Origin of the sequence: Lysinibacillus sp. NPDC097279, from assembly GCF_044761745.1 — a bacterium.
Taxonomy (GTDB): Bacteria; Bacillota; Bacilli; order Bacillales_A; family Planococcaceae; genus Lysinibacillus.
Window position 1 is genome coordinate 369138 of record NZ_JBIWDA010000002.1, and the last position, 25032, is coordinate 394169.

A 25032-nucleotide genomic window follows, 5' to 3' on the forward strand; every position below is an offset into this window, starting at 1 on the left:
AGACAAGAACGACGCAATATTTTTAATAAGAAGTGTATTTAAGTCGAAACCACGACATTTAGTACACAAACCTTGTAGGAAGTAGTAATCATTCAGTATAATAGTAAAATGGGAATTCGAATGCACGGATTTCGTTTGAAAGGAGTTACCTGACCTGCAATGAATGAGGAACAACGATTAACTAGTCAACAAGTCAATCAACCAAAAAAAGAAGACAAGCCTGAAAAGGATTATAGTAAATATTTTGAGAAGATCTTTACAGCACCTTCATTAAAAGATGCAAAAAAACGTGGCAAAGAAGAAGTAAAATACCATAAAGACTTCCAAATTGCAGAACAATTTGCTGGCATGGGTGAGGGACGGACATTCTATATCCGTACATATGGCTGCCAAATGAATGAGCATGATACAGAAGTGATGGCTGGGATCTTTATGCAGCTTGGCTATACTTCAACAGAGATTATCGAGGAAGCAGATGTGGTGTTACTGAATACATGTGCAATCCGTGAAAATGCAGAAAACAAAGTATTTGGAGAGCTTGGTTTCCTGCTAAAATATAAACGTAAAAATCCAGAAATGTTAATTGGTGTTTGTGGCTGTATGTCACAAGAAGAATCCGTAGTAAATAAAATATTAAAAACATACCCACATGTCGATATGGTATTTGGAACGCACAATATTCATCGATTGCCAAATATTTTAAAAGAAGCTTACATGTCGAAGGAAATGGTTGTAGAAGTTTGGTCTAAAGAGGGCGACGTTATTGAAAACTTGCCGAAGAAACGTTTAGGTTCCATTAAAGCTTGGGTCAATATTATGTACGGCTGTGACAAGTTTTGTACATATTGTATCGTGCCATATACGCGAGGAAAAGAACGTAGTCGACGTCCAGAGGAAATTATTGCTGAAGTTCGGGAGCTAGCTGCGGCGGGCTATAAAGAGATAATGCTCCTCGGTCAAAATGTCAACGCTTACGGCAAAGACTTTGAGGACCTTGATTACCGATTAGGTGATTTAATGGATGAATTGCGAAAAATCGATATTCCGCGTATTCGCTTTACAACAAGTCACCCACGTGATTTTGATGATTATTTAATTGAAGTACTAGCAAAAGGTGGCAACTTGGTCGAACACATTCATTTACCAGTACAATCAGGCTCAAATGAAGTGTTGAAAATTATGGCACGCAAATATAGTCGTGAGCATTTCCTAAGCTTAGTAGATAAGATTAAAGCAGCAATCCCAGGTGTAACGTTAACAACTGATATTATTGTTGGTTATCCAAACGAAACAGAGGAGCAATTCGAAGAGACTATTTCGTTATACCGTGAAGTAGGCTTTGAAATGGCCTTTACGTATATTTACTCTCCTCGAGAAGGTACGCCAGCTGCGAAGATGGTTGATAATGTACCAGAAGAGGTGAAAAAAGAGCGTTTGCATCGTTTAAATGCGGTCGTACAAGAATATTCTAGAAAAGCGTTAGAAGGCTTGAAAGGCGAAATTGTGGAAGTATTAGTGGAAGGCACAAGTAAACGTCGTGATGATGTGCTTGCAGGCTATACACGAAAAAATCGCCTAGTGAATTTCAAAGCACCAACAGAGTTGATTGGACAGTTAGTGAAAGTGAAAATAACGGAAGCTACTTCTTATTCATTAACTGGAGAATTTGTGGAAGTAGTAAAAAATGAAAAGGTGGAAGCGTAAATGACACAAGTATTGTATACAAAAGAAGATTTAATTAAAAAATCCCATGAAATTGCGCATATGATTGCGAATACACCAGAAGTCGATTTTTTTAAAAAAGCTGAAGCACAAATTAATGAAAACCAACTTGTTCGTGAACGTATTGCTAGCTTAAAAAGCTTACAAAAACAAGCAGTTAACTTTCAACACTTAGGTAAAGAAAAAGCATTAAAAATGATCGAAGACAAAATTGAAAAAATCGAAGAAGAAATTAATGCCATTCCTGTTGTGCAGCAATTTAAAGAATCACAAGGTGATGTAAATGACTTATTACAATTAGTGTCGAATACAATTGCCAATAACGTTACAAATGAAATTGTGCGTTCAACAGGTGGCGATGTATTGCGTGGTGAAACTGGATCTTCTGTACAAAATTCTCAACCAGGTAGCTGTTCATAATTAAATAATAGAAGAAATAGCCCGAATAACTGCATTCGGGCTATTTTTATGCCGAACTTTAGGTAAGGATTTATACATAAAAAAAGCCTATATAAAAGCTGTTGAATGAAAAGATGTAGAAAGGAAGTTGATTCGATTCTATGAAATACGTTCACCCAATGGGCGCCCCCTGCATATGATGGAGTGAAAAGAGTCGAAGGAGGAATTGCGCTGAAACGTTTACGACAAATCGTGACGAAAGCAGTAGTTGCCAAAGGGAAGAAGAGAACGGAAGAACGTGTAACGTTATGTCCAACAAATAAACCGACAAGTATTCTCGGTTGCTGGGTAATCAACCATACTTGTTCAGCAAAAAAAGTCGGTAAATTTGTAGAAGTGTCAGGAAAGTTTGATGTGAATGTATGGTATGCTTATAGTAATCATTCGAAAACAGCAGTGTTTTCAGAAACGGTTCACTATAAAGACAAGGTAAAACTTAATTTTAGAGATGGCGAAGTTACAGTTGGCGATGATGTGCGTGTGCGTGTAATACAAGAACCAAATTGCATGGAAGCGGTAATTTCTCCATGTGGAACAAAATTTGAAATTGTAGTAGAACGTGAAACTGTTGTTGAAGTAATGGGTGAAATGACAATTTGTATTAGTGTACATCCGCTAGATTTCGAAGAGGAATGGAATTTTAATGATGAAAGCTCATCTTCATCTTCCTCATCAAGTTCTAGTTCAAGCTCCAGTTCTTCTAGCAGCTCAAGCAGTGAAGGAAGATTTGTTTTAGAGTCCTCGTCGTTTCCTGATGAACGTCCTAGATAAAAACCAAGATAATATTTTTTGATACATGCGAAATGCTAGCATCTTTACAAAGGTGAAATAAGCGTTTCGCATGTATCTTTTGTTATAATAAATATAACGATCAATGGATGAAGACTTATGTAGCAAAAAATAATAGTAGGTTAGCATTTTGGTTGAAAGAAAACAAAGCACACATAATGGATATTGCAGCTTTTACAAGCTGTATGTATTTAGTGCAATTGTTAACGTAACTACAAATTGCATATTTAAGCACAAAATATAAAATATCTAAACGCAAATATACTATGCGTATTTGATTTAAATGGCAAGAGCGAGGGAATTTTTAAATGACAACTTATACACCAATGATGCAACAATATTTGCAAGTAAAAGAAGATTATAAGGATGCCTTTTTATTTTTTAGATTAGGTGATTTTTACGAAATGTTTTTTGAAGATGCGGTTAATGCATCACAAATTTTAGAAATTACATTAACAAGCCGAGATGCAGGTGCTAAGGAGCGTATTCCGATGTGTGGCGTACCGCATCACTCAGCAAAAAATTATATTGAAACACTTGTGCAAAAAGGCTATAAGGTTGCAATTTGTGAGCAAACGGAAGATCCCAAGCAAGCAAAAGGTGTAGTCAAACGTGAAGTAGTCCAACTTATTACGCCAGGTACTATTATGGAGGGTAAGGCGCTTGATGGTAAAACCAATCATTTTATAGGGGCAGCAGAACAGTTGGATGCCATGACATTTGGCTATGCCTACTTGGATTTATCTACAGGTGAGGCTATTGCGTCAACAATTGAAGGGGACGGCAAGGCACTACTGATGCAGATGCAGGCTTATGGTATTCGAGAATTAATCGTGACAGAAAGTTTACAGCTTTTATTAGCAGAACATGCAATGAATGTTGGTATTGTTCTATCTGTTGAAGAAGATGAAATGGCAATGGACAAAGCGGCCAATTATTTAGAAGCGGTGCCAGTGACTATACAGGTAGCTTGCCTTCGTTTACTTCATTATATTGATAAAACGCAAATGCGTTCACTCTCTCATATTCAAGCGTTTAGCTTTAATGAAATGAAAAACTATTTACGTATCGATTCGAGCTCCAAGCGTAATTTAGAACTTATCCAATCAATTCGTGGCGGTGATCAAAAGGGTACATTGCTATGGCTATTAGATGACACCGTGACAGCGATGGGTGGACGTAAGCTGAAGCAGTGGCTCCATCAACCGTTAGCATCACGCGCAGCGATTGAAGATAGACTTGCAATGGTTAGTGATTTGTTAGAAGAATATTTTGTAAGATCAGAATTACAAATTTCGCTAAAACAAGTATATGATTTAGAACGTTTAGCTGGCCGTGTGGCATTTGGTAATGTAGGCGGGCGCGATTTAGCGCAGCTTCGTGATTCATTGCGACAAGTTCCCGTTATCCAACAGCAGTTACTTGGAGCAAATAAAGAAACATTGCATAAGTTAGGTGCTGCACTCGATACATGTGCTGACGTTGAGAAATTATTAGCAAGTGCTATTACAGATAACCCACCAATCACTATTAAAGAAGGTGATGTTATCCGAGATGGCTATCATGAACGATTAGATGAACTACGCTATGCATCTCGCAATGGCAAGGATTGGATTGCCCAATTAGAACAAGCAGAACGTACGAAAACGGGTATTAAAAACTTAAAAATAGGCTATAACCGTATTTTTGGCTATTATATAGAAATTACAAAATCTAATATTCATTTAGCAGATTTAACACGCTATGAACGGAAGCAAACGCTCGCAAATGCAGAACGTTATATTACGCAAGAACTGAAAGAGAAAGAGTCGCTTATTTTGAATGCTGAAGAAGAAAGCTTGGCATTGGAGTACAAGTTATTCGTTGAAATACGTGAACAATTAAAAACATTTATTCCACGTGTACAAGCATTAGCAGCAAGTATTAGTGAGTTAGATGTATTGCTTAGCTTTGCAAGTGTTTCTGAAAAATATCGTTTTACGAAGCCAGAGTTTCATGAGGGGCGTGCGCTTGAAATTATTGAAGGACGTCACCCAGTTGTGGAGAAAATGCTCAATAAGCAAATGTATGTACCAAATGATTGTGTGCTTGAGGAAAAACACAATATGATGCTCATTACAGGGCCTAATATGTCTGGTAAAAGTACGTATATGCGCCAAGTTGCCTTAATTGTAGTAATGGCACAAATGGGATGCTATGTACCTGCGGAAAAGGCAAGATTACCAATTACAGATCAAATTTTCACACGCATTGGTGCAGCAGATGATTTAGCAGCAGGTCAATCCACATTTATGGTGGAAATGCTAGAATCACAGCATGCGATTGTGCATGCTACTAAAAATAGCTTAATGCTGTTTGATGAAATTGGTCGTGGAACATCTACCTATGATGGGATGAGTCTGGCGCAATCTATGATGGAATATATTCATGACAAAATAGGCGCAAATACACTTTTTTCAACCCATTATCATGAATTGACAGCATTAGAAAAAGAGCTACCACGCTTACAAAATGTGCATGTATCTGCCACTGAAAAAAATGGCACAGTCGTCTTTTTACACAAGGTGAAAAAGGGAGCGGCAGATAAATCGTATGGTATTCATGTGGCGCAGCTAGCCCAATTACCTGAGGAAATTTTAGAGAGAGCTCGTATATTGCTCGAAAACTTTGAGGCGGGTAATGAACTGCCTGTTTCTCAACAGGTCGTGGAGCAACCAGTACAAATGTCGCTCTTTACAGAAGAAGCGGCGTTGCCTTCAGCTGAGGCTGATGTGTTAAAAAGCTTGGAGAAGGTGAATATTTTAGGCACTTCACCAATGCAGGCTATGAATATTTTATATGAATTACAACAGCAATTAGTTAACGCTAAAAAATAAAGGAGTGAAGCGCCATGGGGAAAATTCAAATTATGGACGCGTGGCTATCCAATAGAATTGCCGCGGGGGAAGTAGTAGAACGACCAGCGTCTGTAGTGAAAGAATTAGTCGAAAATGCGATTGATGCTGGTAGTACGTCCATTGATGTCTTTTTACTAGAAGCGGGCCTCACTTCAATTCAAGTAATTGATAATGGTAGTGGGATGGATGAGGAAGACGCACTGATCTCTTTCTCACGCCATGCAACAAGTAAGATTCATCAGGAGCATGATTTATTTCGTATTCGTACATTAGGATTTCGTGGGGAGGCATTAGCATCCATTGCATCTGTATCTAAAATGACGATGATAACTTCAACTGGTGAATCAGGGACGTATGTGGAACTAGAGGGAGGCCATGTAAAAACGCAAAAGCCTGGACCTTTACGTAAAGGAACAGATATTACAGTGGCACAGCTATTTTTCAATACACCTGCACGTTTAAAATATATGAAAACGATACAAACCGAGCTTGGACATACAATTGATCTTATGAACCGTCTAGCGCTTGGTAATCCTCAAATTGCGTTTCGATTGCTACATAATGGTCAGCAGTTATTACAAACAAATGGACGAGGCGATGTACAGCAAGTACTGGCCGCAATTTATGGCGTGCATAATGCGAAAAAAATGGTGCCGTTTCAAGGGGAATCCCATGACTATAAGGTGTCGGGCTTTGTATCTTTACCAGAGGTGACACGTGCTTCTAAAAATTATATGTCGCTGTTTGTCAATGGTCGTTGGGTGAAGCATTATTTGGTGCAAAAGGCAATTATCGATGCGTATCATACGTATTTACCGATTGAACGTTTTCCAATTGTAGCACTTTATATTGAAGGCGATCCTTATTTAACAGACGTAAATGTCCATCCAGCGAAACATCAAATCCGTTTAAGTAAAGAACCAGAGCTACTAAAATTAATCGAAGAAACGATTCGTGGCAAAATTCGAGAAGTGATGCGTGTACCTCTAATGGAAAAGAAAGAAAAAATTCCGAAACCTGCAACAGAACAGCTAAATATATGGAAGCCTACCCCGAAGCTGGACGTCGAAAAAATGAATGCTATCGTTGAAAAGCTTTATGATGTGCAAACTGTTCAGGAGTCTAGCATATTGCCCGACGAAGAGCCTTTAGCCCCATCTTCTGTTACAAAAGAGAGCTGGCAACCAATGCAACAACTAGAAACTAATCAGGTTGAAGTAGAGGCGCCAATAGCGCATAGCGAAATTTTTAATGAGGAGCCTCACATTGAAGAATCTCAAATAGAAGAGCCTAAAAAAGAACCATTCCCTGCTCTTGAGGTTGTCGGACAAATTCATGGGACATATATTGTGGCGCAAATGGAGGACGGCTTTTATTTAATCGACCAACATGCCGCACAGGAGCGTATAAAATACGAATTTTTCCGTGAAAAGGTTGGGCAAGTTAATCCGAACGAACGACAGACATTATTACTTCCCTTGACCTTCCATTACGCAGCAGATGAGGCGCTTATACTGCGTGAAAATAAACAGCAGCTAGAGGCAGTTGGCGTGTTTTTAGAGGATTTTGGACAGTCATCATTTGTGATTCGTGAGCACCCTAGTTGGTTCCCAAATGGCGAGGAGCAAGACATTATTGAGGATTTAATTGAGCAAGTGTTGACGACAAAAAAAGCGGATGTTAAAAAAATGCGTGAGGCGGCAGCTATTATGATGAGCTGTAAAAAGTCTATTAAGGCTAATCATTATTTAACGAAAGAGCAAATGGTTGCATTGTTAGATGATTTACGTGAAGCAGACAATCCATTTACTTGTCCGCATGGTCGGCCAGTACTAATTCATTTTACAACCTATGAAGTGGAAAAAATGTTCAAACGGGTAATGTAGTAATAGCTAAGCAATGTGGTCGCAGTAAATAAAGAAAAGCTACAGCGATCAAGAGCCTGGTGTGAAAACCTAAGGGGGAGAATGAATGGGTGAATTTATTTTAGCAATTGATCAAGGGACGACAAGCTCAAGAGCGATTTTATTCAATCATAAAGGTGAAATTGTCCATGTTGCCCAAAAGGAATTTCAGCAGTATTTTCCGAAGGCAGGCTGGGTGGAGCATAACGCCAATGAAATTTGGGGATCAGTGCTCGCTGTTATCGCAGCTGTGTTAACTGAAAGTGGTCATGAAGCAAGTGAGGTCCATGCAATTGGCATTACAAATCAGCGGGAAACTACGGTAGTTTGGGATAAACATACTGGTCAGCCTGTTTACAATGCTATCGTTTGGCAATCAAGACAAACGCAGGATATTGTTTCAGAGCTAAAGGAACAAGGCCATGAAAAAATGTTTCAGCAAAGGACAGGGTTACGTCTCGATTCTTATTTCTCTGCAACAAAAATTAAATGGATTTTAGACAATGTTGAAGGGGCGCGTCATAAGGCAGAAAATGGCGATTTACTATTTGGCACGATTGATTCTTGGATTGTTTGGCGATTATCAAAAGGGAAGGCACATATTACGGATTATTCAAATGCGGCGCGGACATTACTTTATAATATCCATGAACTAAAATGGGACGAAGAGCTTTGTGAACTATTAAATATTCCAATGACGATGTTACCAGAAGTAAGAAATTCGTCAGAAATTTATACGAAAACAGCACCAAGTATATTTTTTGGTGAGGAAACGCCAATTGCAGGCATTGCTGGTGACCAGCAGGCAGCACTCTTTGGTCAAACATGCTTTGCGAAAGGCATGGCTAAAAATACGTATGGCACTGGCTGTTTTATGTTGTTAAACACGGGCGAACAGGCAATCCATTCTGAAAATGGCTTGCTTACAACGATTGCTTGGGGCATTGATGGCACAGTGACTTATGCGTTAGAGGGCAGTGTCTTTGTGGCAGGTTCAGCAATTCAATGGTTGCGCGATGGTCTTCGAATGATTCGCACGGCTAAGGAATCTGAAAAATATGCAACAAAGGTAGCTGATACAGATGGTGTATACGTAGTACCTGCATTTGTAGGGTTAGGAACACCATACTGGGATACGGATGCCCGTGGCGCTATTTTTGGTTTGACGCGGGGGACTTCCAAAGAGCATTTTATCCGCGCAACGCTTGAATCATTGGCTTACCAGACGAAAGATGTATTGGATGCAATGAAGGAAGCTGCGAGCATGCCAATTGAAGTATTGCGGGTAGATGGTGGAGCTGTAAGTAACGGCTTCTTAATGCAATTTCAAAGTGATATTTTACAGTTAGAGGTGGAGTTAGCAAAGCTTAATGAATCGACTGCACTCGGGGCAGCCTATTTAGCAGGACTTGCAACAGGATTTTGGGAAAATAAAGAGGCGTTAGCTGCATTATGGGCAAATGGGCAAACCTATCAACCTAAAATGACCACAGAGCAAAGAGCAAATTTATATGCGGGCTGGCAAAGAGCTGTGGAGGCTACACGTATATTCAAATCATAGCTAATGGGGGAGAAAGTATGTTTTCATTTGAGCATCGACCTAAAATTATGGATTATTTAGAGCAATATAGCTTTGACGTTTTAGTAATTGGGGGTGGTATTACAGGTGCTGGAATTGCACTTGATGCCGCGTCAAGAGGATTATCAGTCGCACTAATTGAGATGCAGGACTTTGCTGCTGGTACATCAAGCCGTTCGACAAAGCTTATCCACGGAGGACTTCGCTATTTAAAACAATTTGATATGGGGGTAGTGGCTGAAGTTGGACGTGAACGCGAAATCGTTTATGATAATGCTGTTCATGTAACGACACCTGAAAAAATGCTGTTGCCTTTATATAAGCATGGTTCACTTGGTCCTTTAACGACTTCAATTGCATTAAAAGTATATGACCGATTAGCAGGTGTCAAAAAGAAAGAACGCCGCACAATGCTAAGTGCACAAGAAACAGCAGCGCTTGAGCCTCTATTAAAGCGAGATGAGCTCGTTGGAGGTGGCTATTATGTCGAATATCGTACAGATGATGCACGGTTAACGATTGAAGTGCTAAAAAAAGCGGTTGAATATGGCGCACTTTGTGTAAACTATGCGGAAATGACAGGATTTTTATATAACAAGAAAAAGCTAATTGGCGCAAAAGTAAAAGATCATGTAACAGGAAAAGTAGTGGAAGTTCATGCTGCGCAAATTGTCAATGCTACTGGCCCTTGGGTAGATGAAGTACGACAAAAGGATAAAGCGATGGACAAAAAGCAATTACGCCTGACAAAAGGTGTCCATATCGTCCTCAATCAAAAGCATTTCCCATTACAACAGGCCGTCTATTTTGATATTCCAGATGGTCGGATGGCTTTTGCTATTCCACGTGATGGTAAAACTTATATAGGGACAACGGATACAGTTTATGAAGGAAATCCTATACACCCTACTGCAACACAACAAGATGTAGATTATTTAATCGAGGCTGCTAAAAATGTTTTTCCAACAGCCGAAATTACAAGAGAAACAGTTGAATCTTCTTGGGCAGGTGTACGTCCACTTATTTTCGAAAAAGGTAAAGACCCTTCTGAAATTTCGCGTAAAGATGAGATTTGGACAGCATCAAGTGGTTTGATGACGATTGCAGGTGGCAAGTTAACAGGCTACCGCCAAATGGCTGAAACAATCGTTGATAAAATCGTCAAAACTCATAAATTTAAGCATGCTAGTCCATGTATGACACGTGAACTATCTCTATCTGGTGCAAAGGGCATTAATGCCATTAATTTCCCAGATTACACTGCGTATAAAGCAAGAGAAGGTGTGCAGTATGGCCTGAACTATGATGAAGCGAAGCATCTTGTACAAAAGTATGGAACGAATGTGGACGCTTTATTTGATCAGGTGAAGTATTTACATGAGCATGGCAGTACAATGCCTCTCGTGTTACATGCGATGCTGCTCTATGGTATAGAAGCGGAAATGGTGTACACACCTTGTGATTTCTTTATTCGTCGCACGGGATTATTATACTTTGATATTGATGCAGTGAAACGATATAAGGAGCAAGTAATTCAAGTAATGCAACAGCGTTTTCACTATTCCGAATCTCAAAGAAATACCTATGTTGCGCAATTAGAACAAGCTATAATCGATGCGACAAGTTTTGCGGATGTGGAGGTGTAATATGGAAGAGCGTTATATGAAAATGTCAGATGGACATTTTGTGTTTACGCGAACATTGACGCCATCTATTCCATGCATAGGTCATATTCATATTTTACATGGCATGGCAGAGCATAGTGGTCGCTATCTAAAATTTGCTCAAAAATTATGTGGAGCAGGCTATGCAGTGACGATGCATGATCATCGTGGACATGGAGAAACGGCATCTTACAACGGCACATTAGGCTTTTTCGCTGAAAAAAATGGTTTCGATCGTGTTGTAGAAGATGCTCATGAAGTGATTGTAGCAATGCATGCTCAATTTGCAGATGTGCCATTCATCTTGTTCGGACATAGTATGGGTTCTTTCATTGCTAGAAGGTATATTCAACTTTACAGCAATGACGTGGCTAACGTTATACTTTGTGGAACAGGTAATGTCTCAACACTGCATAAGATTGGGCATTATGTAGCACAAGTATTGGCAATGCAACGAGGCAAAGAGATGGAGAGCCCTTTACTAAACAAATTGAGCTTTGGGAGCTTCAATAAGCAAGTTCCGAATGCCAAAACAGCGTATGATTGGTTATGTTCTGTAGAGCACGAGGTGCAAAAATATATTGATGATCCATATTGTGGCTTTATACCAACCAATCAATTTTTTGTTGATTTAACGGCGGGTCTTATGGTACTGAATCGAAAAAATGAGATTGAAAAAATAAACAAAAACTTACCGATCCTTTTGATAAGTGGTAGCAAGGACCCTGTTGGAGATGGTGGTCACGGTGTGTATAATGTGGCAGAGCGGTTTGCAGCAGCAGGTGTACAGGATGTTACAGTCTATTTATTTGAAGATAAGCGACATGAAATTTTAAATGAAGACAATCATCAGGCGGTTCATCAAGTTTTATTACGGTGGTTAGAAAAGTATGATACAAAATAAAATACAGCAAGCAGAGGTTGTAGCAATCGTTGGACCAACAGCCTCTGGTAAAACAGCACTGAGCATTGAGTTAGCAAAAAAGTATAATGGTGAAATTATTAACGGCGATTCCATGCAAATTTATAAAGGCCTAGATATTGGTACTGCGAAAATTACTGCGGAAGAGATGCAAGGTGTCCCACATCATTTATTAAGCTTCAAGGAGCCTACAGAATCCTTTTCGGTAGCAGATTATCAAAAATTGGTACGTGCCAAAATTAGTGAAATACAAGCACGAGGAAAGCTACCAATTATTGTTGGAGGCTCTGGGTTATATGTACAAGCCGTGCTCTATGATTTCCAATTTACCGAGGAGCAAGTAGATGAGGTAGCACGTAAGGCTTATTATGAGGAGCTAGAAAAGTTAGGTCCTGAAGCAATGCATGCAAAACTATTAGCATTGGATCCGAAAACAGCGGAAACAATTCACCCTAACAATACGCGTCGCGTCATTCGAGCGTTAGAAATGATTGAATTAAGTGGTGTTTCAAAAGCCTCTGAAGAACACAATCGAGGAGAAATCCCCCTTTATCGCCATTTGATTATAGGGCTAGGTGAAAATATGTCACGCGATGCGTTATATGATCGCATAAATCGCAGAGTAGATTTGATGATGGACAAAGGGCTGTTACAAGAAGTAAAAGGGTTGTGGCAGCAAAATATTCGAGGCGTACAGTCAATTCAGGCAATTGGCTATAAGGAAATATATGATTACTTAGATGGTCGATGCACTTTAGAAGAAGCAATTGAAAATTTAAAACAAAATTCTCGTCGCTATGCGAAAAGACAACTTACTTATTTCCGCAATAAGATGGATATTCATTTTATTGAAAAAGACTAAAAACTTTAATAATTTCTAAAAATTACTAATTGATAAATTGGGATAACATGCTACTATAGGAATGAAGAGGTAGAAAGAGAGTAGGGGAGGCGCATTCTATGAAATCAATCAATTTGCAAGATACGTTTTTGAACCATCTACGTAAAAACAGTGTTTTTGTAACTGTGTTTCTGTTAAACGGGTTCCAGCTAAAAGGAACAGTGAAATCCTATGATAACTTTACAGTATTACTAGTCGATGCTGAAAGTAAACAGCATCTCATTTACAAACACGCAATTTCTACTTTCGTTCCAGCAAAGCAAGTCGAATTTTTAGAGACAGAAGAATAGAGTCATTTTTAGGCAGCTAGTGTTACATCACTAGCTGTTTTTTTTCGTTCACGCTATAATGTAATAGGAAATTGATATATTGGAGGACTGTAAAGATGAAATCGATGGATACAACGCAATTATTAGAACAACTAGATTCGAATGAGGACTTATACATTATCGATGTGCGAGAAGATGACGAGGTAGCACAAGGTGTCATTCCAGGCGCTAAGCATATTGCACTTGGAACAATTCCTGAGCGCTTAGAAGAAATAGATAGATCTAAACCTTACATTATCGTCTGTAAAGCTGGCGGACGCTCAGCAAATGCATGTGCATATTTAGAAGCACAAGGCTTTGATGTAACAAACCTAGAAGGCGGCATGCTTGCTTATGATGGGGAATTAGAATTTAAATAATGTAGGACACAGGTATTTAACAATTCAGTTGTTAAATACCTTATTTTATTTAGTTTATACTTAATGTTGGCGGTGCAAAAAGTGCTGTCACGCAAACTTTATCCAATATTGACACGAAAAAAACTTTATCGTAAATTTAAAGTAATTACATAAAAGCATTAGGTGCCCACTATGGGAGAATAGGGAATAAAGTGAAATGCTTTAGCGGTCCCGCCACTGTAAAATGGAGTTTTATAGAAAATACCACTAGCGTTATGCTGGGAAGGTTCTATAAAATGTTGAAATTGAGCCAGGAGACCTGCCTAATTGCTTTGAATGATATAGACGATGGAAAAGTCTGTAGTTTATTTGTTATGAAATAAACTACAGGCTTTTCCATTTTTTCATTCTAAATGTAAATGATTAAAAAAAGGAGAGATGATGATGCAATTATTACAACAAACGATTCAACGCATTCAACCTACTAATAATACAATGAAGGAAACAGCTAAGGAACGTATTGATTCACTTAGCAAGCCTCCTAGCAGTTTAGGGAAACTGGAGTCGCTAGCTATACAATTAGCTGGCATTACGGGAGAACTATATCCAAAACTTGATAACAAAGTAATCATTGTTTGTGCAGCAGATCATGGTGTTTGTGAAGAAGGGGTAACATCAAATCCGCAAAATGTCACGTTTTTGCAAACATTAAATTTCCCTAAAGGGGTAACAGGCGTTTGTGCAATTGCCAAAATAACAAATGCAAAAATAGTAACGGTAGATGTTGGTGTCAAAGAGGATATACCGCTTGATGCAAAGGTGTTAATGAAAAAAATTAAGTATGGTACAGACAATATGGCAATAGGTCCGGCAATGACAAGGGAAGAAGCAATCCAGTCAATTGAAGTAGGTATTGAAATTGCAACAGCAGAAATAGCAAAAGGGGCAAATGTTCTTGGTACAGGTGAAATGGGCATCGGCAATACAACACCAAGTGCGGCTATATTATCAGTACTTCGTGGTTGTCATCCACAGGAAGTGACGGGATTCGGTGCAGGGCTTGGGGCAGGAGGAATTGAACATAAAGTAGCGGTTATTCAAATGGCAATTGAAATAAACAAACCTAATCGTCATGATGCGCTGGATATACTTGCAAAAGTGGGGGGGTTAGAAATAGGTGCGATGGCGGGTATTATCCTAGCTGCAGCTGCAAATCGTAAACCAGTTGTGATTGATGGCTTTATTTCTACAATAGCAGCACTAATAGCATATGAACTTGAACCAAAAGTACAAGACTATATTATACCTTCTCATGCCTCTGAAGAACCAGGTGCCAAAATAGCAGCCGAATTGCTAGGAGTTGAGCCGATGCTTCATATGAATATGCGATTGGGAGAGGGCTCTGGTGCAGCACTAGCCTTTCCAATTCTAGATGCAGCTTGTTCGATGATGAGCAATATGGCTACATTAGCAGAAACTATGGCGCTAGTTGAAGAGAAGTGATGGGGTATTTGAGAGGTCAAAGGTTCGAACGAGGACAAAAGAGAAAAAGTGTTAGATTGACTGGAATCAATCTAACACTTTTTTACTGCGCCGTAGATGTCCGCTGCGGCGGTGCTTTCCGCGGGCACACCGTAAGCCGCAACCGTCGCTGTCGCGTCGTTTGTTGCGTCTTACTATGCGTGCAGTTCCCGCAGGAGTCACCGCCTTCGCTCCCATCAACTCATGTTCACTTCTAATTTTTTATTTACTGCAAAAGAATGAAACTAGCCCTTTTTTTACTGCGCCGTAGATGTCCGCTGCGGCGGTTCTTTCCGCGGGCACACTGTAAGCCGCAACCGTCGCTGTCGCGTCGTTTGTTGCGTCTTACTAAGCGTGCAGTTCCCGCAGGAGTCACCGCCTTCGCTCCCATCAACTCATGTTCACTTCTAATTTTTTATTTACTGCAAAAGAATGAATAGAAGGTATTGCTTATGCTCGATTCAATTTCCGTAATGGCAAACGCCATTTCTTCATATAAGAAAGAACTCGTAATATCGTTATGACTCCGAATAATGCATATAAGAAGATGTCTCCTGGCAGTAATTCCAGTCCAATAAGTAGACCAGCTAGTGCTGCCCATACACCGTAAATTTCATCGCGGAGAACAAGTGGTTTACGTCCTGCCAATAAATCACGAACAATACCACCGCCTGAACCAGTTAAAACAGCAGCAACAATTACTGCACTAATAGGCATATTGAGTTTGACAGCGTACAATGCACCTTGTATCGCAAAAGCCGATAAACCAATAGCATCTGTGAAATTGCCCCAACGGTGCCAATGCTGTATAAGATGATGTGGAAAAATAAAAAATATTGTAATAGCAGCAATCGCAATTTGGAACATCATATCTTGCCCCCATAATGTTGTCACAGGTAGACCAATCAATAAATTACGAATGGCCCCTCCACCAAAAGCAGTTACAATGCCGAGTATATATACACCGAATAAATCGTATTCTTCTTCCATTGCTATTATTGCTCCGGAAATAGCGAAGGCAATTGTCCCAATGATGCTAAAAACTTCCCAAGCCATCACTTTCCCTCCTTAAACGAGAATAAATTGTAGTAAGTCCGCCCCTTAGCTTAGCGCATTTAACAGCTAGACACAATAGCAATTTTTGCAGGGTTGCAAACAAATTGATAAGATAGGAAAGAACAATTTGAAACGGAGACGAAAACAATGACATTTACAACCCATTTAACAGCAGAGACGTTAACATTAGCGGAAAAAATAGAAGAAAAGGTGCGACCTTATCACAAGAAAGTAGAGGATATGGCGTTCTTCAATCAGCAAAAAGTACTTTCCGCCTTCAGAGCACATCAAGTAAGTGATTATCATTTACACCCTTCTAATGGCTATGGCTATGATGACGAAGGACGTGACAATCTTGAGCGTGTATATGCACAAGTTTTCGGAGCAGAGGCAGCGATAGTCCGTCCGCAAATTATATCCGGCACACATGCGATTACGCTTAGTCTATTCGGTGTGCTACGACCAGGTGATGAATTACTTTATATTTCAGGTCAACCATATGACACGCTACAATCAATTGTCGATGGTGGTGACAAAGATACAGGTTCACTGAAAGATTATAAAATTGGCTATCGCCATGTAGATTTAATCGATAACGAAACGATTGATTGGACGGCAGTCGCTGCAGCCATAACGCCTAATACAAAAATGATAGCGATTCAACGTTCAAAGGGCTATGCAACGCGTCCATCCTTTACGATCTCACAAATTGCAGAAATGTGTGAGAAAGTACGAGAATTGGCCCCACATGCCGTTATTTTTGTTGATAACTGCTACGGTGAATTTGTAGAGGCACAGGAGCCTACAGAAGTAGGTGCAGACTTAATGGCAGGTTCTCTTATTAAAAATCCAGGTGGTGGCTTAGCAAAAATAGGAGGCTATATTGCAGGTCGAGCTGATTTAGTTGAAAAATGTGCTTATCGAATGACATCACCAGGTATTGGAGCAGAAGCAGGTGCAACATTAAATACACTTGGTGATTTCTATCAAGGGTTTTTCCTAGCACCGCATGTGGTTAGTCAAGCGTTAAAGGGCGCCATTTTCACAGCAGCTATGCTAGAGCAAGCGGGCATGAATACATTCCCGAGCTATCATGCTGAGCGTACAGATTTAATTCAATCAGTATCGTTTAAAACAGCCGAGCAAATGGTTGCATTCTGTCGTGAAATTCAAGCAAACTCACCGATAAATGCGCATTATGCCCCTGAGCCTGCATACATGCCTGGCTATGAAGACGATGTCATCATGGCAGCGGGGACATTTATTCAAGGCTCAAGCATTGAACTAACAGCAGATGGTCCAATTCGTCCGCCATATACAGCATTTATTCAAGGTGGATTGACATACGAGCACGTGAAATTTGCCATTTGTAGCGCTGTCCAAAGCTTACGAAAATAAGCTATAAATAGATGTTAGACAACCCCCATCACAGATTTGTGGTGGGGGTTTTTTCGCAATATGAATGGAGCTAGCTGTTTTGCTTTCACACTAAAGCTAGTGGATTAAAGCAATATCTCAATAGGTCAGCAGGAGCAGAACGAGTGGAAACGCAATTTTATTGTAGTGACATACATTAAGAGCTGTTGAAGTTACGCATGCTCAAAAGGAGCATATGCAGCATTCTACGTTTTCTTATGATTGAATCTAAAAGATTGTATTCAAAGTGTCCATAAAATGCTGTTTGCGGCTTACGATGTGCCCGCGGAAAGTGCCCGCCCGTAGCGGAAATCAACAACAGCAGTAGTCATCACTTCTATATTAATTTTTTTAAAAAGGAGTTCTCACTATCGTCTTGACCATACTGTTCTGACTCGATTTATATTGGCGTTACCCTTCCAGCGTTTATAGTAGACTGGTAGCAATACAATTAAAGTTGATTGGAGCGGAGGGCTTACGATGTGCCCGCGGAAAGCGTCCGCCCGTAGCGGAAATCAACCGCAGAAATCTTATATTGAAGACCAAAGATAAACTGTAAAATATTTCGAGTTTGGCTAAAGCTTGGACTATATTTTTATAGTTTTTAACAATTTTTCATCAATTCAAAAAAAAATTAAAAATCCATGTTAGGAAACCTTACATCCTTGTTGACAGTGAAAATTTTTCGTTATATGATAAGCGGGTATTGGGGGGACTTAAATGAGTCGTGAAATTAGACGAACGATGCCGTTATTATCTATGAGTATCGTGATGCAACTGACCGAGCTTTCGGCACGCCAAATTCGTTATTATGAAGAACACCATTTAATTGAGCCACACCGAACAGAAGGTAATCGTCGAATGTTTTCATTAAATGACGTCGATACGCTTCTTGAAATAAAAGATTACTTGGAGCAGGGTATGAATATGGCGAAAATTAAAAAATTATTTGCTAAAAAGTTAGATCCTGCTGCAGCTGAAGAACCTGATTTAACTGACACAGAATTACGTCAAATTATGCGCGAAGAAATGCGTCAAGCACAGCGCATGCAAAAATCATCTATCCGACGTGGGGATTTATCCCGATTCTATTAAAATAACTACTATTAGATGGTTATTATTTAATAGGGTAGGGTAAAGATATAAGCTAGACAATTTATAGGAGTGTGGAAAACTGTGGGTAAATACACAAAAGAGGACATCAAGAGTTTAATCGAGGAAAAAAATGTAAGTTTCATACGTTTACAATTTACAGATATTCTAGGTACAATTAAAAACGTTGAAATTCCTGTTAGTCAACTAGATAAAGCACTAGAAAACAAAATGATGTTCGATGGCTCATCAATTGAAGGCTTCGTGCGTATCGAGGAATCAGATATGTATTTATATCCTGATTTAGATTCTTTCGTAGTGTTCCCTTGGACTTCAGAAAAAGGGAAAGTAGCACGTTTCATCTGTGACGTATACACTGCTAAAGGCGAACCATTCGCTGGTGACCCACGTAACAATTTAAAACGCATCCTTAAAAAAATGGAAGAAATGGGCTTTTCAAGCTTCAACTTAGGGCCTGAGCCAGAATTCTTCTTATTTAAATTAGATGCAAAAGGTGAACCTACGTTAGAAGTAAACGACCACGGTGGTTATTTCGACTTAGCACCAACTGATTTAGGTGAAAACTGCCGTCGTGATATCGTGTTAGAGCTAGAAGAAATGGGCTTTGAAATCGAAGCTTCTCACCACGAAGTAGCACCTGGGCAACATGAAATTGACTTTAAATATGCAGATGCCATTACAGCATGTGACAACATCCAAACGTTCAAGCTAGTTGTTAAAACAATTGCACGTAAACACGGCCTACATGCAACATTCATGCCAAAACCGTTATTTGGTGAAGCAGGCTCTGGTATGCACTTTAACGTGTCATTATTTAAAGGGAAAGAAAATGCATTCTATGATGAATCTACTGAGTTAGGTCTTTCTGAAACAGCAATGCAATTCATGGCAGGTGTTCTTGCACACGTACAAGGATTCACAGCAGTAACAAACCCAACTGTTAACTCTTATAAACGATTAGTTCCTGGTTATGAAGCGCCATGTTACGTTGCATGGTCTGCACAAAACCGTTCACCACTTATTCGTATCCCATCTGCACGCGGACTTTCAACTCGTGTAGAAGTACGTTCAGTGGACCCATCAGCTAACCCATATTTAGCGATGGCTGTTATTTTAGAAGCGGGTCTAGAAGGTATTCGCCAACAATTAACACCACCAGCTGCAATTAACCGCAATATTTATGTAATGACAGAAGAAGAGCGCAAAGCAAACGGTATTGCTAACTTACCACCAGCGCTTGATGATGCGTTAACATTACTTGCGCAAGATAAAGTAGCTCAAGCTGCTTTAGGTGAGCACATTTACGCAAACTTCAAAGAAGCAAAAGAAATCGAGTTCGACATGTACCGTACAACAGTACACCAATGGGAACGCGATCAATATTTAAAAATGTATTAATCAAAAAAGCGTTGGGGCTTAAGGGCTCCAACGCTTTTTTTATGCCATGAAAGTATAATGGCATCCTGACCTATTGTTACATTAATCGGAAATCTAGTTGTTTGCATCAAAAACTTCAATGCTATAGTCATAACATGAATTTTCTTTAATTCTTTTTCAAAATGCTTTTCTATTTCTGATTTAAGCTCTAAATTAAGATTAGAAACTCCTAAGTATAAAGTCTTTTTCGAACTATCTGAGGATATATTTTGAAGTCTATATTTAAGAGATGCTTCTAGAAAAACATCTTCAGACACGCAAAGTCTTCACGTTTTATTTTTCAGCAGATACCTTCTTCATTAACCGCTTTAACTTATCCTCTGTTTTTGTTTCCTCTGCAGGTGTATAAATGCTGCATCGTAAATCCATATCTCCTTGAACTTGGAGAGAAGTTAGATTAAACAACATTTTGCCTGCTTTGGCATGTCTGAACTCGATTATCATTTCTGGCGCCTTACTCACCTGACTTTCTTGCCATAAATCTCGGAATTCTTGATGGGATTGACTCATTTCCTCAATAAATTGGTTGTACCATTCATCCCCTAAATAGTGACCATAGTAGGTACGGAAAATAGCAAGAAAACCTTTCGCGAAATGCTCCCAATTGACGGCTAACGCTTTAAATTCTTTTCTAGTGAACACTAAACGAATCAAATTTCTTTCATTATACGGCACCTGTTCAAAATCTAAAAAAACATGCGCAGCAGCAGCATTCCAACCGACAATATGACAATGGCGATCCGTAATAATGGTTGGGCAATATGTTAATTCAGCTAATATTCGTTTTAATGCAGGACTAAGCTCTGATGATTCTTTTTTTATCGTTGTCATTTCAGATTTTACATCTAATGCAAGGTTGTATAAGTAGTCTATTTCATCATTACTTAATTGCAAAGCAGTAGCAATACAATCAAGCACACTTGCAGATACTTTAATATCTCTTCCTTGCTCTAGCCATGTATACCAAGTGGTACTTACACCTGCTAATTGGGCAACTTCTTCTCTACGTAATCCTGGTGTCCTTCTACGCGTTCCAGCTGGCAAGCCAATAGACTCGGGCTTTATTTGGGCACGTTTCGATTTTAAAAATGACGATAACGCTTCAAGCCTATTTTTATCATTCAAATTAAAAACCCCTTCATTTCATTTTACCTAGTAGTTATTATACCAGGATAAACAGTGTCTTGTAATAGGATATAAACGATGTAAAATACAACTATCATATTGATTTGGGGGATGAAAAATGGAGAGAGTAGTGATTACTGGAATGGGAGTAGTTTCGCCTCTAGGAAACGACGTTCAAACATTTTGGAACAATTTAATGAATGGACAATCTGGCATTTCAACGATTGATACATTTGATACTACAAACCAAAAGACAAAAATTGCGGGACTCATCAAAAACTTCAATGCAGAGGAAGCGTTAGGTAAGAAAGAAGCAAGAAGTTTAGATCGTTTTGCTCAATTTGCCTTAGTTGCGGCAGAACAGGCATGGCAAGATGCCGATTTAGACCTCAACCAAATAGATGCTGAAAGATTAGGCGTATACGTCGGCTCAGGTATTGGTGGAATTGAAACTTTTATTGAAAATATAGATGCGCTTAGACAGAAAGGGCCCCGAAGAGTTAGCCCAACGTTAGTACCTGCCATGATGGCTAATGCTGCTGCAGCTCAAATTAGTATTAAGTGGAAAGCAATGGGCCCATCCATGTCACCTGTTTCAGCTTGTGCAATCGGAAATACAGCTATCGGAGAAGCCTTTAGATTAATTCGTTACGGTGAAGTTGATGTTATGTTTGCAGGGGGAACAGAGGCTGCAATAACAGACTTATCGATAGCTAGCTTTGGGAATGCTACAGCGTTATCTACGAGAAATGATGAACCCGCTAAGGCTAGTCGGCCATTTGATGATAGCCGAGATGGGTTTGTTATGTCAGAAGGGGCAGGCATTTTAATATTAGAGTCTTTATCCCATGCGTTACAACGAGGGGCAAATATTTATGCAGAGGTCATTGGCTATGGTGCTAGTTCAGATGCACATCATATCGTGGCAACACATCCAGAAGGTAAAGGTGCCTATCTTGCAATGAAGTCTGCATTAAAAAATGCCAATTTATCACCTGAAGATATTGATGTCATTAGTGCACATGCGACAAGTACAAAAGTAGGGGATATTTCTGAAACGATGGCTATTAAGCAGTTGTTTGGCCAACAAGCTTATCAAATCCCAGTAACAGCAAATAAATCAATGCTTGGTCATATGCTAGGGGCGGCTGGTGGAGCGGAGGCAATTGCATTAGCAATGAGCTTAAAGGAAGGAATCATTCCGCCTACTGTCAACTTAGAGCATCCCGATCCATTATGCGATCTGGATTATGTACCAGCTGTTGCTCGTCATGTGAATATTACTACAGGATTATCGAACTCATTTGGCTTTGGCGGTCATAACGCAGCGATCGTTTTAAAAAAATATGAGTGAATGGATATAACGCATTAGTAAAATTATTTTTAAAAAATGAGATAGGAATCGAATAAATCTAATAAACAAAAAGCGTTGGAGCTATATGGCCAACGCTTTTTATTGTGTAAATTTACAGGACATTCTTTCAGATTGAAAAACAAAATGTAATTGGCCCAATTCATGCTGATTTGTTACAAATAATACCTAATTTTCTAGGTCTGAACTTGTAAACGTTATCAAAGAGATTCTATTTCACACTTTGGACAAATTATAAAAATTAATATTAGTAGGCTATATGTATTGATTGCAAAGTAAATCGTATTTTTGTAGAATTACACTCACGGTTTAATTAAACTACTTAAATTAAACTATTTTGTTTAGATTATAAATTTGGAAAAAGGTTTGTAGAAGGGGAGTACTAATTTAATGAAGTTTAAAGAGTTTATGAAAACGAAGGGTGCAAAAGGCTCTATTTTTATGGGGATCTTATATGCCGTCTGTATGTTGGGTATCTTTTTACCAGGGTATACAGCAATACCAGGCAATATTGATCAATTACCGATTGCCATTATTAATGATGATAAAGGGGAATATGGCGCTCAAATAGCGGATAGTTTAACAGAACAGCTACCATTCGAGGATATTCAAACAGACATCTCAAATAAAGAAGCAATAAAAGATTTAGAAAAAAACGACTTAGCATTAGTTGTTCACATTCCAGAAACGTTTTCAGCGGATTTACAAAAAGGAGATGTATCATCAAGCATTGATTTCTCAATCAATGAAGCTAGTGCAACGGCAGTGTCATCTTCTATGCAACAAATCGTCATGCAAATTAATGCACAACTAAGTGCTCAATTTTCACAACAAACAGCTCAAGGAATTTTAATGAACTTACACGTTCCGCAAGAGCAAGCAGCTGAATTAGCGGCACAAATTGAAAATAGTTATGCAGGAAATATTGTTATAAAGAACGATGTGCCCGATGGTATGCATAACAATATGCTGCCAATGTTCTTAACAATGGCGATTTATGTTGGGGCTATGATTGGTGCGATGCAATTAGTAGGTGCATTTAAAGCGAGTCGTGGGAAAGCAACGAAAACACGTTTATTTATCTACATGCAATTCACAGCGATTATTATCGGTATGTTAGCTGGTTTAGTATCAACAGTCATGTCATTTGCCATCAATGATTTATCTGGAGTAGATTCATTCTTCCAAATTTGGGGTCAACAAATTCTAAACTATTGGGCATGCTTTAACTTCACTGCAGTTTTCGTTTTATTAGTTGGTGAAGCAGGTATGATTTTAAATATTCCAATTCTATTAATCCAAACAATCGCGAATGGTGCAACAATCAATCGTGATATGATGTATTTACCGTATAAATGGATGAGTCATATTTCACCAATGTATTATTCTGTTCAAGCATACTTTAACAGTATTTTTGGTAGTGTGAGTGCGGCTCCGTTCGTTTTAGGATTAACAACAGTGGGCTTTGTAGCAATGGTCATTAATGTTCTTATTGTTTGGGTACTTCATAAACCACTACCAGTTGCAGTAGAGAAGTAGTTTGAAGAATTTATTAAAGGCTTAAAATTCTGATGAAGTAAATCGTTAGTTTTGATAAAATAGAACTAATATTTGCCTAAGGAGCTGAAACAATGGCAATTCAAATTTTCATTCTTAGCAAGCTTATGGACGGAGATAATTATCCTTATAATTTAAAAAAACAAATCTCAGAATTACAATCCCTCGATTCGATAAATGGTTTGACGGAAAGTAAGCTATATTATCATATTGAATCATTAGCGAAGCAAGGTTTAATTGAGACGAAAGAAGTTATTAAAGAAGATAATCGACCAGATAAGCATGTATTTTCCATCACGGAAAAAGGGCGCGAAGCCTTGCCAAAAAAGATTTATAAATCCCTTGAAAGTGCTAATACAATAGGTGATATGGTAATCGGTTTAGCAAATATGAAATATGTTGATCGTGATAAAATCATTCATATTTTAGAAAAAAAGTTAAACGGAATGCATTCAAAATGGGATTTGCTTTTTAAATCAGAAAGAAAACATTTGGTTAAACCAGGTGTAGAAGTACTGGCGGATTTTGTTAGTGACTATGCGAATTTTAGAATACAAGGTTCTATCCAGTATTTAGAAAGATTAATTGAGCATGTTCGAAAAGAAGAAATATAAGAAAATAACTATTTGCAATTTATAAATAGTCTCAGGCTGTAGACAAACTGGAAGATTTTCGAGTTTGTCTATAGTCCTTTTTTATTTAGAATTAATATAAGTGAAGACTACTGCCGTTGATTTCCGTTACGGGCGGTCGCTTTCCACGGCACATCGTAAGCCGCACCCCTCGCTAACGCGAGGAATGCCCGCGTCTTACGTATTGTGCGTTCTGAGCAGGAGTTGCCCGCTCTTCACTCCAATGTAATGGAATAATCATCTCGTACATAAATTCCCGTTGCTATATAATAGAATAGTTGAGTTCCAAATAACGTATT

At 38.9% G+C, this 25032-nt stretch carries 21 protein-coding genes and 1 riboswitch; of the genes, 18 read left to right on the forward strand and 3 right to left on the reverse strand.

Annotated features, from left to right (window positions below):
* Window positions 1–159 precede the first annotated feature (159 nt).
* The 12 genes from miaB (at window position 160) to cobT (ending at window position 15007) form a co-directional block, all read left to right on the forward strand.
* Complete coding sequence (gene miaB, locus ACIQ1H_RS11860; RefSeq protein WP_402888953.1) at window positions 160–1704, forward strand: tRNA (N6-isopentenyl adenosine(37)-C2)-methylthiotransferase MiaB; 1545 nt, start codon at window positions 160–162, stop codon at window positions 1702–1704.
* Window positions 1705–2142 (forward strand): YlbF/YmcA family competence regulator, encoded by a 438-nt coding sequence (locus ACIQ1H_RS11865; protein ID WP_228134399.1) that lies wholly within the window; start codon window positions 1705–1707, stop codon window positions 2140–2142.
* Between the two features lie 183 nt (window positions 2143–2325).
* Window positions 2326–2952, forward strand: a complete 627-nt coding sequence (gene cotE / locus ACIQ1H_RS11870) for an outer spore coat protein CotE (RefSeq protein ID WP_337981884.1) — start codon at window positions 2326–2328, stop codon at window positions 2950–2952.
* A gap of 326 nt (window positions 2953–3278) precedes the next feature.
* Entirely contained in the window at window positions 3279–5846 is a 2568-nt protein-coding gene (gene mutS / locus ACIQ1H_RS11875) for a DNA mismatch repair protein MutS (RefSeq protein WP_402888956.1), read from the forward strand.
* A gap of 14 nt (window positions 5847–5860) precedes the next feature.
* Window positions 5861–7753, forward strand: coding sequence for a DNA mismatch repair endonuclease MutL (mutL, locus tag ACIQ1H_RS11880; protein ID WP_402888958.1), 1893 nt, complete (start codon window positions 5861–5863; stop codon window positions 7751–7753).
* 85 nt (window positions 7754–7838) lie between these two features.
* The gene (gene glpK, locus ACIQ1H_RS11885) at window positions 7839–9332 is read left to right on the forward strand and encodes a glycerol kinase GlpK (RefSeq protein ID WP_402888959.1); all 1494 of its coding nucleotides are present in this window, start codon (window positions 7839–7841) and stop codon (window positions 9330–9332) included.
* 17 nt (window positions 9333–9349) lie between these two features.
* Window positions 9350–10996 carry a glycerol-3-phosphate dehydrogenase/oxidase gene (locus ACIQ1H_RS11890; protein ID WP_402888961.1) on the forward strand — a complete coding sequence of 549 codons (1647 nt, stop codon included), beginning with the start codon at window positions 9350–9352 and terminating at the stop codon, window positions 10994–10996.
* A 1-nt stretch (window position 10997) separates the two neighbouring features.
* Window positions 10998–11918 carry an alpha/beta fold hydrolase gene (locus tag ACIQ1H_RS11895; protein ID WP_402888963.1) on the forward strand — a complete coding sequence of 307 codons (921 nt, stop codon included), beginning with the start codon at window positions 10998–11000 and terminating at the stop codon, window positions 11916–11918.
* Window positions 11905–12798, forward strand: coding sequence for a tRNA (adenosine(37)-N6)-dimethylallyltransferase MiaA (gene miaA / locus ACIQ1H_RS11900; RefSeq protein ID WP_402888965.1), 894 nt, complete (start codon window positions 11905–11907; stop codon window positions 12796–12798). Before ACIQ1H_RS11895 ends, miaA begins: the two co-directional genes overlap by 14 nt.
* A 98-nt stretch (window positions 12799–12896) precedes the next feature.
* Window positions 12897–13127 (forward strand): RNA chaperone Hfq, encoded by a 231-nt coding sequence (hfq, locus tag ACIQ1H_RS11905; RefSeq protein ID WP_228134406.1) that lies wholly within the window; start codon window positions 12897–12899, stop codon window positions 13125–13127.
* A gap of 95 nt (window positions 13128–13222) precedes the next feature.
* On the forward strand, window positions 13223–13525 hold the full coding sequence (locus ACIQ1H_RS11910) for a rhodanese-like domain-containing protein (RefSeq protein WP_402888967.1): 303 nt from the start codon (window positions 13223–13225) through the stop codon (window positions 13523–13525).
* A gap of 143 nt (window positions 13526–13668) precedes the next feature.
* A riboswitch (cobalamin riboswitch) is annotated at window positions 13669–13845 on the forward strand.
* Between the two features lie 103 nt (window positions 13846–13948).
* The gene (gene cobT / locus ACIQ1H_RS11915) at window positions 13949–15007 is read left to right on the forward strand and encodes a nicotinate-nucleotide--dimethylbenzimidazole phosphoribosyltransferase (RefSeq protein WP_402888969.1); all 1059 of its coding nucleotides are present in this window, start codon (window positions 13949–13951) and stop codon (window positions 15005–15007) included.
* A gap of 468 nt (window positions 15008–15475) precedes the next feature.
* On the opposite strand, the gene ACIQ1H_RS11920 is transcribed toward cobT, so the two are convergent.
* Complete coding sequence (locus ACIQ1H_RS11920) at window positions 15476–16081, reverse strand: trimeric intracellular cation channel family protein (protein ID WP_228134408.1); 606 nt, start codon at window positions 16079–16081, stop codon at window positions 15476–15478.
* 147 nt (window positions 16082–16228) lie between these two features.
* Between ACIQ1H_RS11920 and ACIQ1H_RS11925 the strand changes: the two genes are divergently transcribed.
* The 3 genes from ACIQ1H_RS11925 to glnA all read left to right on the forward strand — a co-directional run bounded on the left by ACIQ1H_RS11925 (window position 16229) and on the right by glnA (window position 20008).
* A complete protein-coding gene (locus ACIQ1H_RS11925; RefSeq protein WP_402888971.1) occupies window positions 16229–17479 on the forward strand; it encodes a methionine gamma-lyase family protein in 1251 nt (416 codons plus the stop codon).
* 738 nt (window positions 17480–18217) lie between these two features.
* Entirely contained in the window at window positions 18218–18592 is a 375-nt protein-coding gene (locus ACIQ1H_RS11930) for a MerR family transcriptional regulator (protein ID WP_228134410.1), read from the forward strand.
* Between the two features lie 81 nt (window positions 18593–18673).
* Window positions 18674–20008 (forward strand): type I glutamate--ammonia ligase, encoded by a 1335-nt coding sequence (glnA, locus tag ACIQ1H_RS11935; protein WP_402888974.1) that lies wholly within the window; start codon window positions 18674–18676, stop codon window positions 20006–20008.
* On the opposite strand, the gene ACIQ1H_RS11940 is transcribed toward glnA, so the two are convergent.
* Entirely contained in the window at window positions 20005–20304 is a 300-nt protein-coding gene (locus tag ACIQ1H_RS11940) for a hypothetical protein (protein ID WP_402888976.1), read from the reverse strand. The genes glnA and ACIQ1H_RS11940 overlap by 4 nt on opposite strands.
* A 16-nt stretch (window positions 20305–20320) precedes the next feature.
* Complete coding sequence (locus ACIQ1H_RS11945) at window positions 20321–21172, reverse strand: helix-turn-helix transcriptional regulator (protein ID WP_402888977.1); 852 nt, start codon at window positions 21170–21172, stop codon at window positions 20321–20323.
* A 118-nt stretch (window positions 21173–21290) separates the two neighbouring features.
* Here ACIQ1H_RS11945 and fabF point away from each other — a divergent pair, with 118 nt between their 5' ends.
* The 3 genes from fabF to ACIQ1H_RS11960 all read left to right on the forward strand — a co-directional run bounded on the left by fabF (window position 21291) and on the right by ACIQ1H_RS11960 (window position 24715).
* Entirely contained in the window at window positions 21291–22526 is a 1236-nt protein-coding gene (gene fabF, locus ACIQ1H_RS11950; protein WP_402888979.1) for a beta-ketoacyl-ACP synthase II, read from the forward strand.
* Window positions 22527–22934: 408 nt separating this feature from the next.
* Window positions 22935–24083, forward strand: coding sequence for a YhgE/Pip domain-containing protein (locus tag ACIQ1H_RS11955; protein ID WP_402888981.1), 1149 nt, complete (start codon window positions 22935–22937; stop codon window positions 24081–24083).
* Between the two features lie 92 nt (window positions 24084–24175).
* On the forward strand, window positions 24176–24715 hold the full coding sequence (locus ACIQ1H_RS11960) for a PadR family transcriptional regulator (protein WP_402888983.1): 540 nt from the start codon (window positions 24176–24178) through the stop codon (window positions 24713–24715).
* Window positions 24716–25032: the final 317 nt, after the last annotated feature.